General features: G+C 56.9%; 11 protein-coding genes, 1 rRNA gene and 1 pseudogene. All 13 read left to right on the top strand.

The window, feature by feature from the left end; translation table 11 throughout:
• Positions 1-38: 38 nt before the first annotated feature.
• The 13 genes and pseudogenes from rrf to HMPREF2605_RS05850 all read left to right on the top strand — a co-directional run bounded on the left by rrf (position 39) and on the right by HMPREF2605_RS05850 (position 14,304).
• A 5S ribosomal RNA gene (rrf, locus tag HMPREF2605_RS05800) occupies positions 39-155 on the top strand.
• Positions 156-409: 254 nt separating this feature from the next.
• Positions 410-1,531 carry a tetratricopeptide repeat protein gene (locus tag HMPREF2605_RS05805; protein ID WP_070847342.1) on the top strand — a complete coding sequence of 374 codons (1,122 nt, stop codon included), beginning with the start codon at positions 410-412 and terminating at the stop codon, positions 1,529-1,531.
• Between the two features lie 188 nt (positions 1,532-1,719).
• The gene (locus HMPREF2605_RS05810) at positions 1,720-2,757 is read left to right on the top strand and encodes an HAD-IIA family hydrolase (protein WP_049340819.1); all 1,038 of its coding nucleotides are present in this window, start codon (positions 1,720-1,722) and stop codon (positions 2,755-2,757) included.
• A complete protein-coding gene (locus tag HMPREF2605_RS05815; RefSeq protein ID WP_005506658.1) occupies positions 2,750-2,917 on the top strand; it encodes a hypothetical protein in 168 nt (55 codons plus the stop codon). Before HMPREF2605_RS05810 ends, HMPREF2605_RS05815 begins: the two co-directional genes overlap by 8 nt.
• Before the next feature lie 91 nt (positions 2,918-3,008).
• Positions 3,009-3,737, top strand: a complete 729-nt coding sequence (locus tag HMPREF2605_RS05820; RefSeq protein ID WP_049340817.1) for a TlyA family RNA methyltransferase — start codon at positions 3,009-3,011, stop codon at positions 3,735-3,737.
• Positions 3,738-3,953: 216 nt separating this feature from the next.
• Positions 3,954-4,274: pseudogene (merR, locus tag HMPREF2605_RS09285) on the top strand (Hg(II)-responsive transcriptional regulator); the annotation flags it as partial.
• Positions 4,275-4,309: 35 nt separating this feature from the next.
• Positions 4,310-5,968 (top strand): mercury(II) reductase, encoded by a 1,659-nt coding sequence (merA, locus tag HMPREF2605_RS09290; protein WP_083309159.1) that lies wholly within the window; start codon positions 4,310-4,312, stop codon positions 5,966-5,968.
• A 312-nt stretch (positions 5,969-6,280) separates the two neighbouring features.
• The gene (locus tag HMPREF2605_RS05825) at positions 6,281-7,318 is read left to right on the top strand and encodes an NAD kinase (RefSeq protein WP_141744447.1); all 1,038 of its coding nucleotides are present in this window, start codon (positions 6,281-6,283) and stop codon (positions 7,316-7,318) included.
• Positions 7,319-7,337: 19 nt separating this feature from the next.
• A complete protein-coding gene (recN, locus tag HMPREF2605_RS05830; protein ID WP_070847344.1) occupies positions 7,338-9,056 on the top strand; it encodes a DNA repair protein RecN in 1,719 nt (572 codons plus the stop codon).
• 351 nt (positions 9,057-9,407) lie between these two features.
• A complete protein-coding gene (locus tag HMPREF2605_RS05835) occupies positions 9,408-11,102 on the top strand; it encodes a CTP synthase (protein WP_005506644.1) in 1,695 nt (564 codons plus the stop codon).
• Positions 11,103-11,247: 145 nt separating this feature from the next.
• Positions 11,248-11,922 carry an NUDIX domain-containing protein gene (locus HMPREF2605_RS05840; protein WP_049337504.1) on the top strand — a complete coding sequence of 225 codons (675 nt, stop codon included), beginning with the start codon at positions 11,248-11,250 and terminating at the stop codon, positions 11,920-11,922.
• Positions 11,923-12,014: 92 nt separating this feature from the next.
• Positions 12,015-13,349, top strand: coding sequence for a tyrosine recombinase (locus HMPREF2605_RS05845; protein ID WP_070847346.1), 1,335 nt, complete (start codon positions 12,015-12,017; stop codon positions 13,347-13,349).
• Positions 13,350-13,443: 94 nt separating this feature from the next.
• Complete coding sequence (locus HMPREF2605_RS05850; RefSeq protein ID WP_005506637.1) at positions 13,444-14,304, top strand: ParA family protein; 861 nt, start codon at positions 13,444-13,446, stop codon at positions 14,302-14,304.
• Positions 14,305-14,416 lie beyond the last annotated feature (112 nt).

Consider the following 14,416-nt stretch of genomic DNA (forward strand, 5'->3'; position numbering starts at 1 on the left):
GTTCACTGTATGGTTTTTGGATAACAATCCCGTAGGTTTGCGGTGATTATAGCGAGAGGGAAACGCCTGGTTCCATTCCGAACCCAGAAGCTAAGACTCTTCGCGCCGATGGTACTGCACTTTTGTGGGTGTGGGAGAGTAGGTCATCGCCGCTTTATTATTCAATAGCCCCGGCTTCGCCGGGGCTATTTTTGTTTGGGGAGGCCTAACCGCCTCCCCATTTGTCTTTAACATCCCATCAGTACGGGTGCACGGAAGGTGTTCTCTATACTAGAATGGTATGGCTTATGTTTAGGCATTAGCGGGTGCATCTAAGCACCCCTCATAGAGTTGATGCCTCAGGCAGCGGTTCGCCCGAATCGACTGCATACCCTACCCGCCCAAGAGCGGATACCTCCCAAGGAGATTCATGTCTGAGACCCCCCGTCACGAGTCTAACGGCTCCGGCCCCCGCCAGCACCGCAAGAACAGCGGAGGAAAGGACTTCCGCTCCAAGAAGGGCGGCAAGAACTTTGGCGGCAAGGGCGGTTTCAAGCGTAACGACCGCGGAGGCAAGAAGTTCGACGGCCGTCGCTCCGACTCCCGTTCCAAGGCACCTCGCTCCAACGGTCCCGAAGCAGAAGCACCTCGCGAAGAAGTACGCAGCATCGGTGGCCGTGTAGGCTACCGCCCCGCAAAGCCCAAGGCACCGGAAATTGACGATGACATCACCGGTCGCGAGCTGGACGGTGCAACCTTCCGTCAGCTGCGTGCTCTGGAACCCCGCAACGCAGAAACCGTTGCAAAGCACCTCGCCATGGCCGGTCGCTACCTCGACATCGACCCCGAATTCGCGCTGGAACACGCCGTTGCAGCATCCCGCAGTGCAGGCCGTATTGCCGCAGTACGTGAAGCCGTTGGCGTCGCCGCATACGTTGCAGAAGACTTCGAACTGGCACTGCGCGAACTGCGCACCCACCGCCGTATTAGCGGCTCCGTAGATCACCTGGCACTGCTGGTGGACTGCGAACGTGCACTCGGCCGTCTGCCCAAGGCAATGGAAATGATTGCAGAATTCAAGAAGGAAGAACTGCCCGCCAACGTGCGCGTAGAGCTCGCCATCGTTGAATCCGGCATCCTCAGTGATCAGGGCAAGAAGTCTGAAGCTGTCGTAGCGCTGCAGATTCCTCAGCTGAACCCCAAGCGTGCCTTCGAGTACAGCCCCCGTCTGTTCAGCGCATACTCCGACGCGCTGGCTAACGCAGGCCGTAACCAGGAAGCAGAACGCTGGGCACGCCTCGCATTCATGGCAGAAGCAGCACTGGGCCAGGGCAATTTCGCAGAACCCGAAATCTTCGACATGTTCGGTGAAGCTGGCCTCTTCGAGCAGGAAGAGAAGTCCGTAGAACTCACTGAGACCGCAGAAGAAGCTGAAGAGACCGCTGAAGCTTCCGCAGAAGAGGAAGCAATCGAAACTGCAGAAGAAGTAGCTGAGGACGAGAAGACCGAAGCTCCCAAGACTGAAGAAGCAGAAGAAACCTCCGCAGAATAAGACTGCAGAGAATCTAAGAATTCTAAATACGTGACCTAAGTGTCAGCGTGAAACCGCTGGACGCCACACCCAAGCAGGGGAGAGCGTCCAGCGGTTTTCCATATAATCGCCCGAAGGCGACAACGCTAGAGTGTCTAACAGGTACGATTAATAGCGACAACCGCCAGAGACCCCGAGAGGAACACTCTATGACCACGAACGCACTCCTATCCCGCTACGATGCCCTCCTCTCCGATCTGGACGGTGTAGTCTACGCGGGTCCCTTCGCCATCGAAGGTGCACCCGAAGCGCTCAACCGCGCCGAAGAAGAACTCAATGTACCGGTCATCTTCGTCACCAACAACGCATCGCGCTCCGTAGAATCCGTAGCAGAGCACCTGCGTGAACTGGGCGTGCACACCCGAGCAGAACGAGTCGTCAGCTCCGCACAGGCAGGCGCCGCACTGCTCGCACAGCACGTACCCGCAGGCTCCAAAGTACTCATCACCGGCACCGAAGCACTCGCCGACTGTGTGCGCGACGCAGGCCTCGAAACCGTACGCAAGGAAGAAGAAGGCCCCGTAGCCGTCATCCAGGGTTTCGACCCCAAGATCGGCTGGGAAGACCTCGCGGAAGCCGCCTACACCCTCGCAAACCCCGACATCCTCTGGATTGCAACCAACACCGACCAGAGCATCCCCAAGGAACGAGGCCAGGCACCCGGCAACGGAACCCTCGTAGCAGCCGTAGCAAGCGCAACCCGCCGCACCCCGCTCGTCGCGGGCAAGCCCGAAGCGCCCATCTTCCACACCGCAGCGCAGGCAGTAAACTCCAGCCGCCCCGTCATTGTGGGTGACCGCCTGGACACCGACATTCTCGGCGCCAACAACGCAAAGATGGACGGTGCCCTCGTCCTCACCGGCGTACAGACCTACCAGGACGTCATCGAGGCCGTGCCGAACCAGCGTCCGACCTATATTCTGCGCACCCTCGAGGACTTCTTCGCACCCTACCCCGAAATTGAGGTGCTCTACGAAGGCTATGAAGTCACCGCAACCGGCCCCACCTGGCAGGCCCGAGTTCGCGGTGAAAACCTGAGCCTGACCGGCCCCGAGATTGAAGACACCGAAGCATTCGCGGGCAGCGAGAGCGAAGCCGAAGCATGGCGTGTAGCCTGCGCGGCATGGTGGGCGGCAAACCCCGAACAGGGCGCACGCCCCAACATCCAGGGGATTCCCGGTGCCTAAAGAACCGGAGACTAATAGCACGGCAGAGGAAACTGCTGAGCTTGATGCAGAATTCGAGCGCCAGCTGGCGGCGACCCTCGCCATGGACCCCGTAGAGCGCGTCAAGCGCCTCGAAACGATGAGCGAGCAACTGGAGAAGGATCTCGAAAACCTCTCCTAGTTCGCGGCGGTGATCCCTCAGAACAGTAATGCTCTGAGGGGACACTAGATAACCCGTCACCAGACGACGACAGAAAGAAGACAAGGACACCGTGCGCCTCGATAAATACCTGGTCGAAGCCGGATTCGTGAGCTCCCGAACCCTCGCCGCAAAACTCATTGCCGCAGGGGACGTGCAAGTCAACGGCAAGGTGGCGCGCAAAGCGTCCATGCTCGTGGGCCCGGAGGATACCCTCTACGTGCGCCAGAGCGAGCTGACCGAATACGTCAGCCGCGCAGGGCACAAGCTCGCCGGTGCCCTCGACGCGTTCCCCGAAATCGAGGTAGAAGGCAAGCGTTGCCTGGATGCGGGAGCATCCACCGGAGGCTTTACCGACGTGTTGCTTCGTCGAGGAGCCGCCCACGTAGCCGCAGTTGACGTCGGACACGGGCAGCTCGTGGACACGCTACGCGAAGAACCGCGAGTCGGCGTGTACGAAGGACTCAACGTTCGCTACATGAAGCCCGAAGACATTGGTGGGCAGGTCGAACTGACGGTTTCTGACCTCTCGTTCATCTCACTGACCCTGGTTATGGAGGCGCTAGCGAACGCCACCGAAACCGGCGGCGACCTGGTGCTCATGGTCAAGCCGCAGTTCGAGGTCGGCAAGCACCGCATCGGACGTGGGGGAGTGGTGCACGAAGAATCCGCCCGCCGTGAAGCAGTAGAAAAAGTTCAGGCATCTGCGGTCAGCCACGGATTGCGTGTGATGGGTATGGAACCCAGCCCGCTCCCCGGACAGGACGGCAACGTAGAGTACTTCCTATGGTGCAAAAAATAAAGGGTCTTCGGAATATATAGTGGAATTACTTTCTTAATAGTTTAAAAACAACTGGTGTTTAAATCGGATTTTCTGGTGGGATGTTAGGATAATCAATAGTATTATATAAAAGTATCAATCACATACGAGTGATACTTTGGGAAAAAATAAAATAGTCCAATTTACTTGACCGTGTACTATGGTACATGGTTTATAATATTCAGGGGGTGAAATAAGATGATTTATCGCATTAGTGAGTTTGCAGATAAATGTGGAGTTAATAAAGAAACGATCAGATATTACGAGCGAAAAAATTTATTACAAGAACCTCACCGAACGGAAGCTGGTTATCGGATATATTCATATGATGACGTTAAGCGTGTTGGGTTTATTAAACGAATACAGGAACTTGGTTTCTCTTTAAGCGAGATTTATAAATTACTTGGTGTTGTAGATAAAGATGAAGTTCGTTGTCAAGATATATTCGAATTTGTTTCTAAAAAACAAAAGGAAGTGCGAAAACAAATAGAGGATTTGAAACGAATTGAAACTATGTTATAATAGAAACATTAACAAACGAAAGGAGCTTTTTTATGAATAAATTTAAGGTAAACATTTCAGGAATGACTTGTACGGGTTGTGAAAAACACGTAGAATCAGCACTTGAAAAGATAGGTGCTAAAAATATTGAGTCTAGTTATCGTCGTGGTGAAGCAGTATTTGAACTGTCCGATGATATTGAGGTTGAAAGTGCAATAAAGGCGATTGCTGACGCAAATTATCACCCGGGCGAAGCAGAAGAAATACAAGTGCAATCGGAAAAAAGGACAGATGTAAGTTTAAATGATGAAGGTAACTATGATTATGATTACATCATCATCGGTTCTGGTGGAGCTGCCTTTTCATCTGCCATTGAAGCCGTTACTTTGAACGCAAAAGTGGCTATGATTGAGCGTGGAACGGTGGGTGGAACTTGCGTTAATGTCGGATGCGTTCCTTCTAAGACCTTATTAAGAGCAGGGGAAATCAATCATCTAGCAAAAAATAATCCATTTGTAGGATTACACACTTCGGCTTCAAATGTTGATTTAGCGCCATTAGTAAAACAAAAGAATGATTTAGTAACCGAGATGCGAAATGAAAAATATGTGAATTTAATTGATGATTATGGTTTTGAATTAATAAAAGGTGAAGCAAAATTCGTAAATGAAAATACAGTTGAAGTAAATGGCAATCAAATCACAGCCAAAAGATTTTTAATAGCTACAGGTGCTTCTTCAACTGCACCTAATATTCCCGGATTAGATGAAGTAGATTATTTAACAAGCACTAGCTTATTGGAATTAAAGAAGGTTCCAAATCGTCTTACCGTAATTGGTTCAGGATATATCGGCATGGAATTAGGACAACTATTTCATAACCTCGGGTCAGAAGTCACTTTGATTCAAAGAAGCGAGCGTCTATTAAAAGAATACGATCCTGAAATTTCAGAAGCCATTACTAAGGCCTTAACAGAACAGGGAATTAATTTAGTAACAGGTGCAACCTATGAACGAGTTGAGCAAGATGGAGACATTAAAAAAGTTCATGTTGAGATAAATGGTAAAAAGCGAATTATTGAAGCAGAACAATTGCTAATTGCCACTGGAAGAAAACCAAATACAGAATCATTAAACTTACATGCAGCAGGCGTTGAAGTTGGTTCCCGTGGTGAAATTGTCATTGATGATTATCTTAAAACGACCAATTCCCGAATTTATTCAGCTGGAGATGTCACTCTCGGTCCCCAATTTGTTTATGTAGCTGCTTATGAAGGTGGACTTGCTGCTCGTAATGCAATCGGAGGACTAAATCAAAAGGTCAATTTAGAAGTGGTTCCAGGCGTTACGTTTACTTCTCCATCGATTGCAACGGTTGGTTTAACGGAGCAACAGGCAAAAGAAAAAGGATATGAAGTGAAAACATCGGTATTGCCGTTGGATGCTGTTCCAAGAGCGCTCGTTAATCGGGAAACAACAGGTGTTTTCAAATTAGTGGCAGACGCGAAAACATTGAAAGTGTTAGGGGCGCATGTAGTGGCAGAAAACGCAGGAGACGTAATTTATGCAGCAACATTAGCTGTGAAATTCGGTTTAACTGTTGGAGATCTGAGAGAAACGATGTGTCCATATCTAACAATGGCAGAAGGATTGAAGCTGGCTGTCCTAACTTTTGACAAAGATGTTTCGAAATTATCTTGCTGTGCAGGCTAAGGGAACTTTTTTACAACTCCCTATTCAACGGTGTCGAAAGTAAATATAGTGCCGAAAATAAATAGTGCTAAGGCAGTCTGAGAGAAACCGCTCGGTAACGCAGGACGCGTTGAGGGCGGGGCTTTCTCAGGCTGCCGCGCTATTCGCAGGTATTTTTACAGGTATTTTAGAGATACCCCAGCCGTACGCTATTCGAAATAATTTTCTAAAAATATAGCTCTTTAGAAAATCTTCGAGAACATATTCGGTATGATAGGTGTAGATACACCATCTCAACATCCCGATCTCAACACCCGATGGGAGAGAGTCGTTATGGCAGAACACGAAAGCCACGCACCGCAGGAAGCAACCGCACAGGTAGTTGCCGCAGGTGCGCGTCATAGTTCCGAATACCACAGTTTCGAACGTCATGGTTTCGAAGACTCGGTGGAACAACGTCACCGTAAGATTCTCGTCTTCGCCCATGTGGGGCGCAAAGAAGCACGAGATGCCGCCCGACAGGCATGCACCCAGCTCTACGAAGAGGGACTCGCACCCGTCATGACTCGCTCCGATCTGGAAACCCTGAGCGAAAACTGGGACGAGCCCGTCCCCGTGCAGGTCGTCCATGAATCCGTGGCGCTCATCGATATTGAACTCGGTGTGGTGCTCGGCGGTGACGGTTCGATTCTTCGTGCCGCAGAAATGGTGCGCCGAACCAGTGTTCCGCTCATCGGTGTGAACCTGGGGCACGTCGGCTTCCTCGCCGAATCCGAAGAGAGCGACCTGACCGAAACCGTTCGCTGCATCGTCAACAACGAATACACCGTTGAAGAACGCATGGCAATCGACGTGGAAGTCTGGAACGACGGCAAGCGCGTGCACAGCGACTGGGCGCTGAACGAAGCCAGTGTCGAAAAGGGCAACCGCGAAAAAATGATTGAGGTCATTATCGAGGTGGACTGCCGCCCGCTCAGCAGCTTTGGCTGTGACGGCGTGGTCATGGGAACCCCCACCGGCTCGACCGCCTATGCTTTCTCCGGTGGCGGCCCGGTCGTCTGGCCCGAAGTTGAAGCGATTCTTATGGTGCCGCTCTCGGCTCACGCGCTCTTCGCGCGCCCGCTGGTAGCAGCGCCGACATCCACTCTGGCGGTAGAAATGATGCCCGGAAACGGCGCCTCCGGCGTGCTCTGGTGCGATGGCCGCCGAACCGTGGAGTTGGACCCCGGCTCCCGTATTGAGGTGCGACGCTCCGAAAAGTCGGTGTTGCTCGCCCGTATCCACCCGGCTCCCTTCTCTGAGCGACTGGTGCGCAAATTTGAGCTTCCGATCCGTGGCTGGCGCGGCCCGCAGGATACCGAGAAGCACTAAAGAAAAGGAATGAACGTTCGTGATTGAGGAAATCCATATTCGAGACCTCGGCATCATCACCGATGCGAGGCTCCCCCTCGAACCCGGATTCTCCGTGCTGACCGGCGAAACCGGCGCAGGTAAAACCATGGTCGTCACCGCCCTCGGCATGCTCCTGGGCGCCCGATCCGACGCATCCAGCGTGCGCAACGGCGCCAAGAGCGCCCTTGCAGAAGCCGTGATTCGCCTGCCCCACGGGCACCGCGCCCTCGAGCTTGCCGAAGAAGCCGGCGGCACCGCCGAAGACATCGACGAACAGACCTCCGAACTGCTTCTGGCGCGCACCGTCAACGCCTCGGGACGCTCCCGCGCCCACGTCGGCGGTTGCTCCGCACCCATCGGAACCCTGTCTCAGATTGGTCAGACTCTTGTTGCAGTGCACGGCCAGTCCGATCAGCTGCGCCTCAAATCAGCGGCAGAGCAGCGCCAGTCCCTCGACCTGTACGCCGGCGAAGAGCTCGCCAACCTGCTGGAGAAGTATCGCGAAAACTACGAGCGATACCGCGCCGCCGCCGCAGAGCTGAAGGAAGTACGCGAAAACTCGCGCGCACGAGCCCTCGAAACGCAGACCCTGCAGGGTGCCCTCGAAGAAATCAGCGCCGTCAACCCGCAGGCCGGGGAAGAAGAAGAGCTCAAAGCCGAAATGGTGAAGCTCATGAACGTTGAAGCGCTACGCATTGCGTCGGCAACCGCCTCCGCAGCGCTCAGCGGTAGCGAATACTCCACCGGCGACGAGCAGAGCGTCATGAGTCTGCTCGATGCAAGCCGCTCCGCGCTCCAGGCGCAGGCAGACGCTGACGAAGAGCTTGCCTCCCTCGCCGCGCGCGTCAACGAACTGTTGATTCTTGCCACCGATATCTCCTCGGATCTGTCCTCCTACATGGCCTCCCTGGATGTTGAAGGCCCCGAACGTCTGGCGCAGGTGCAGACTCGCCGCGCCCAGCTGGCGACCCTCACCCGCAAGTACGGTGCTGACATTGCCGAGGTTCTCGAATGGGCCGAAGAATCCCGCGCACGCCTCGAGACCCTGGTGGATGACCCACAGCGACAGGAAACCCTGGAAACCGAACTGGTACAGCTACGCAAGGTGCTCGGTGCCCAGGCAGAAGAGCTGACCGCCCTGCGCCGTGCCGCCGCGCAGAAACTGGCGGACGCCGTCAGCGAAGAGCTCACTGCTCTTGCCATGCCGAACGCCTCCCTGGTCGTGGAAGTTGCCGAAGCTGAAAAGTTCTCGGTACACGGTCGAGACACCGTGACCTTCATGCTGGCGCCGCACCGAACCGCCGTGCCGCGCCCGCTCGGTAAGGGCGCCTCCGGCGGCGAGCTCTCCCGCGTGATGCTCGCTCTGGAGGTAGTGCTTGCCGAAGTGGACCCCGTACCCACCTTCATCTTCGACGAGGTGGACTCCGGCGTGGGCGGTAAGGCAGCTATCGAAATCGGTCGCCGCCTCGCCATGCTCGCCCGACATGTGCAGGTTCTGGTGGTCACCCACCTGCCGCAGGTTGCCGCCTTCGCGGACCAGCACATCCTCGTGCTGAAAAACGATGACGCGTCCCTCTCAAAGGTCAAGGTACTTTCCGAAGAGGAACGCGTGGTGGAACTGGCGCGAATGCTCTCCGGGCACGATCAATCAGAATCGGCGCGAGAGCACGCCCGAGAGCTGCTGGCCGCCGGTCGAGAAGTGCCGCAGGGGCGCTGAAACCGGCGGCAAACCGGCGGCAAACCGGCAGGGAAAAGCATGAGGAAAGTGCTGGCAAAAGCGCCGAAAGGCGGCATCTTTCGCACCAAAGACCATCAAAGGGGCTGAAGTGCGAGAGCATGCCTCGGAAAGTTGTCGGTGTAGCCCGTGCCGGTGACCAGCAGCGGCGCATGGAGCCCAGAGGATGTGAGATACTCTGTGAATGCTCCTACACCTGCTTCTACACGGCGCGGCGGGAATAATAAATCCCCGGCTCCGTTTACAGTGGTGATAAGGACAAATAGGGGAGGGAAAGCCGCCTGAGAGAATCCTCTCGCGGCAAAACCCTCTGCTTGGATAGCAGACAAGAAAATGGTAGGCTTGAATTCCGTGGTGAATGAAAAAAATAACGCTCTGAACGCGTCCTCTAACGACAAGGTAACCCGCCAGATTTTCGTGACCGGCGGCGTTGCATCTTCTCTCGGTAAGGGCCTGTCGGCCTCTTCCCTCGGTCAGCTTCTTCGCGCACGTGGCCTCTCTGTGACCATGCAGAAGTTCGACCCCTACCTGAACGTCGACCCCGGTACGATGAACCCCTTCCAGCACGGTGAAGTCTTTGTCACCGACGACGGTGCTGAAACCGACCTCGACATCGGACACTACGAGCGCTTCCTGGACGAGAACCTCGACCAGTCCGCTAACGTGACCACCGGCCAGGTCTACTCCTCCGTCATCGCAAAGGAACGCCGCGGCGAATACCTCGGTGACACCGTCCAGGTCATCCCTCACATTACCGACGAAATCAAGGCCCGCATGCGTCACGCAGCGGAAATTGACAACGCACCCGACATCATCATCACCGAAATCGGTGGTACCGTCGGCGATATCGAGTCCCTGCCCTTCATGGAAGCAGCACGCCAGGTACGCCGCGATGTTGGCCGCAAGAACGTCTTCTTCCTGCACGTCTCCCTGGTGCCCTTCATCGGCCCCTCCGGCGAGCTCAAGACCAAGCCGACCCAGCACTCCGTCGCAGCACTGCGCGGCCTGGGCATCCAGCCTGACGGCCTGATCCTGCGCTGTGAGCGTGAGGTCCCCGTATCGCACCGTACCAAGATCGGTAACGCATGCGACGTGGACAGCGACGCAGTCATCTCCTGCGCCGACGCACCCAGCATCTACGACATCCCCAAGACCTTGCACAGCCAGAAGCTCGACGACTACATCCTCGACTACTTCGGCATTGAGGCTCCCGCACCGGACTTCACCCAGTGGGACCGCCTGCTCGACGCAGTGCACCGCCCCGCCGCAGAGGTCAACGTTGGCCTGGTCGGTAAGTACATCGACCTGCCCGACGCATACCTGTCTGTCTCCGAGGCTCTGCGCGCCGGCGGCTTCGCAAACAACGTGAAGGTCAACATCAAGTGGGTTGCAGCCGACCTGTGCGCAACCGACGAAGATGCAGACCACCAGCTGCGCAACATGGACGCAATCCTCGTGCCCGGCGGCTTCGGCATCCGCGGCCTGGACGGCAAGATCGGCGCCCTCAAGTACGCACGCGAGCACAAGATCCCGACCCTGGGCATCTGCCTCGGCCTGCAGTCCATGGTCATCGAGTACGCACGCAACGTACTGGGTTTGACCGAAGCATCCTCCACCGAGTTCGATCCGGAAACCTCCGTACCGGTCATCGCAACCATCGAAGAGCAGAAGCAGTTCGTCGAAGGTGCAGGCGACCTGGGCGGCACCATGCGCCTGGGCTTGTACAAGGCAAACCTGGTTCCCGGCTCTCAGGTAGCTAAGGCGTACGGTGCAACCGAGGTTGCAGAGCGTCACCGCCACCGCTACGAGGTGAACAACGAGTACCGCGAGCAGCTTGAAGAAGCAGGCCTGCGTATCTCCGGTACCTCCCCGGACTCCTCGCTGGTCGAGTACGTGGAACTGCCCGCAGAGGCACACCCCTACTACGTGGCAACTCAGGCACACCCCGAGTACCGCTCGCGTCCGACCCGCCCGCACCCGCTCTTCTCCGGCCTGATTAAGGCTGCTCTGGAGCGTCGCGGCGCCTAACATCTAGGCACAAACGTTCAGCATCCCGCTCACCCCGCGCAGGGGAGGGCGGGATGCTTTCGTTTAAACCTGAACATACCTTATTCCGTGCCCGTACCTGACGCGCCAAACGTAGCGGGGCTAAGAAGCCGCCTACAATGAAAGAATGAGCAACAACCAGCAGATTATTGATGCACCCTCCGAACGCACCATCCGCACCCGCACCGTGAAGTACAGCGGCTACGTGATCGAAACGACCGTTGAAGAGTACGAACTCAACGAAAACACCGTGCTGACCCGCGACGTCGTGGAAATGCCCGGCGCCGTCGCGGTGGCGGTCCTCAACGACAACAACGAACTGCTGATGCTCAACCAGTACCGCCACCCGGTGCGCATGAACCTCTGGGAAGTACCCGCCGGACTGCTCGACATCGACGGTGAAGACCCCCTGGTCGCCGCGCAGCGCGAACTTGCCGAAGAGGCAGACCTGCAGGCAGATACCTGGAACGCTCTGACCGACTACTTCAGCAGCCCCGGCGCAACCAGCGAAGCAGGCCGCGTCTACCTGGCGCGTAACCTCTCGGAACTGCCCGCCGAAGAACGCAGCGAACGCACCGACGAAGAAGCAGAAATGACCTACCGCTGGGTGCCCCTCGCCGAGGCAGTACAGCTGGTACTGGGCGGAAAGGTTCATAACGCGCTCGCTATCCAGGCGGTACTCGCCACCTACGCGGCCGCACAGAACAACTTTGAAGGCCTGCGCCCCGCCGAGGGCGGCTGGGAATTCCACCCCTACATGGGGCAGCGACGCGAAAAGCCGGAGAACTTCCGCAACCACTAAGAACGGAACGTGGGACGGGGGACTAGCCTCGCCTACGGCAAACCCAAACGTCAAGAGGGCCAAACATCAACAGAACCGACAGAGGAGATAGCGTGAAGCAGGCAAAAAGCACGGCGAGCAAGACACCCCGCGGCGCGGGTCTGCTCGGCGTGCCCTCTTCTGCCGGTTCCTCCGTGCTGGGTTCTTCTAGCCGGGGTTCTTCTGCCCTGGGTGCTTCCCACCAGGAGGCGCAGACCCCGCTCCAGAGAGCAATCGAGCAGTACCTCATCCACCTGCGCGTGGAGCGAGGAAGCAGCGAGCACACCATCGCCTCCTACGCGCGCGATTTGCGGCGATACAGCGCCTACATGGAGACCCTCGGCGTCATCGACCCCGAACGCATCACCACCGCGCAGGTACGCTCCTTCATGCGGGAACTCGCCGCCCCCACCGTGCCCCTTGCCGGATTCGAAGTGGGGGAGAAGAACAAACAGAACGCGCAGGAATCTCAGGAAGCGCAGGAAGAAGCCGCAGAATCGCTGGCACTGATGATCGCCTCCGAATCGGGGCGAGGTGCAGGAAACGCGCGCGCTGGAAATGGGCGCGCTGGGAAAGGTCGTGCCGGACAGCCGGAGAAAGCCGGGGCACCAGAAAAAGAAACGCCAACCGCTGAAGGGGCACCGAACCTGCCCCTGCCCTTGGGACCGAACTCCATCGCCCGCACCATGGCGGCAGTCCGCGGAGCACACGCCTTCTGGGTCTCCGCGCTCATCGTGCCCACCGACCCGGCGGCACCGGTCACCCCGCCCAAGAACGTTAAACGCCTACCCAAAGCAGTCAGCGTAGAAGACATCCAGCGGCTACTCGCCGTACCCGACCGCGAAACCGCAACCGGGCTACGTAACCGAGCCATCCTCGAATTCCTCTACGCCACCGGCGCGCGCGTGAGCGAAATGCTCAACGCCGATATCGACGACGTGCACTTCGAAGGAACCCTCACCGATGAAGACGGCAACCAGATCACTCTGCCCGGCTACGTTCGACTCTTCGGCAAAGGAAATAAAGAGCGACTCGTACCTATTGGTAGCTACGCCCAAAAAGCAATCCAAGACTACCTGGTGCGTGCCCGCCCCTCCCTCGTAGCGCACGGTAAAGGCACCGCCGCGCTCTTCGTCAACGGCCGAGGCGGCAGACTCGGACGCCAAGGCGCCTGGCTCATCCTCAAGGAAGCCGCCGAAGCCGCCGGGCTCAGCTCCGACTTCTCACCGCACTCCATGCGCCACAGCTTCGCAACGCACCTGTTGCAGGGCGGAGCCGATATTCGCGTGGTGCAAGAACTGCTCGGGCACGCTTCCATCGCCACCACTCAGGTGTACACCAAGGTTACGCCCGAGGGGCTCATGGAGGTGTACCGCATGGCGCATCCGCGTGCTCACGAACGGGGATAAAACCCCGTCAATCCGCGGAACAGCCGCTCTTGAGGTAACCTTATAGACAACGCTTAAACTTTAAAACTTCGAATTCATTGATGAAGGTGAACCATTGACTGAAGCTCAGGCTCAAGAACTCGGCCCCACCGGTCGACCCCTGCGCGTATACCCCGACCCGGCTCCGCTGAGCAGCCACGGTCCCGCCCGCATTATCTCTATGGTGAATCAGAAGGGCGGCGTGGGTAAGACCACCTCCACCATTAACCTGGGCGCGGCGCTGGCAGAATGCGGCCGTAAGGTGCTGCTGGTCGACTTCGACCCGCAGGGTGCTCTCTCCGCCGGTTTCGGTGCGAACCCGCACGAACTGGACCTGACCGTCTACAACGTCATGATGGACCGCAAGGTCGACATCAAGGACGTCATCCTGCCTACCGGCGTGGAGAACATCGACCTGCTGCCCGCCAACATTGACCTCTCCGCAGCTGAAGTTCAGCTGGTCAACGAAGTGGCTCGCGAGCAGGTTCTCGCCTCGGCACTGCGCAAGGTCCGTGACGAATACGACGTCATCCTCATCGACTGCCAGCCCTCCCTGGGCCTGCTGACCGTCAATGCACTGACCGCTTCCGAAGGGGTCATCATTCCGCTGATTTGTGAGTTCTTCGCGCTGCGCGCCGTCGCACTGCTGGTCGACTCCATCGAGAAAGTTCAGGATCGACTGAACCCCGACCTCGAAATCTCCGGCGTACTTGCCACCATGTTCGATGCGCGCACCATCCACTCCAAGGAAGTTCTGGCACGCATCGTGGACGCATTCGGCGACAAGGTCTTCGACACCGTCATCAAGCGCACCGTGAAGTTCCCGGACGCATCGGTGTCCGCTGAGCCGATTCTCAGCTACGCCTCCAGCCACCCCGGCGCGGAAGCATACCGCCAGGTGGCACGCGAACTGATCTACAAGGGCGGCGCACGCTAAAGCCCCCACACCTATACGCCCTCTGCTGAGGTGATTCTCACCCTTGAGTCACACCGGCAGAGGGCGTATAATTGTGTGGATTCTAAAGACCCCGCACACTGCTTACGCCGAA

Source organism: Rothia sp. HMSC065C03 (assembly GCF_001837295.1).
Classification (GTDB): Bacteria; Actinomycetota; Actinomycetes; order Actinomycetales; family Micrococcaceae; genus Rothia.

Bases quoted from the DNA above. Each gene is read 5' to 3' on its own strand.
- HMPREF2605_RS05805 (WP_070847342.1), top strand. From the start codon at position 410: ATGTCTGAGACCCCCCGTCACGAGTCTAACGGCTCCGGCCCCCGCCAG.
- HMPREF2605_RS05810 (WP_049340819.1), top strand. From the start codon at position 1,720: ATGACCACGAACGCACTCCTATCCCGCTACGATGCCCTCCTCTCCGAT.
- merA (WP_083309159.1), top strand. From the start codon at position 4,310: ATGAATAAATTTAAGGTAAACATTTCAGGAATGACTTGTACGGGTTGT.
- HMPREF2605_RS05825 (WP_141744447.1), top strand. From the start codon at position 6,281: ATGGCAGAACACGAAAGCCACGCACCGCAGGAAGCAACCGCACAGGTA.
- HMPREF2605_RS05835 (WP_005506644.1), top strand. From the start codon at position 9,408: ATGGTAGGCTTGAATTCCGTGGTGAATGAAAAAAATAACGCTCTGAAC.
- HMPREF2605_RS05840 (WP_049337504.1), top strand. From the start codon at position 11,248: ATGAGCAACAACCAGCAGATTATTGATGCACCCTCCGAACGCACCATC.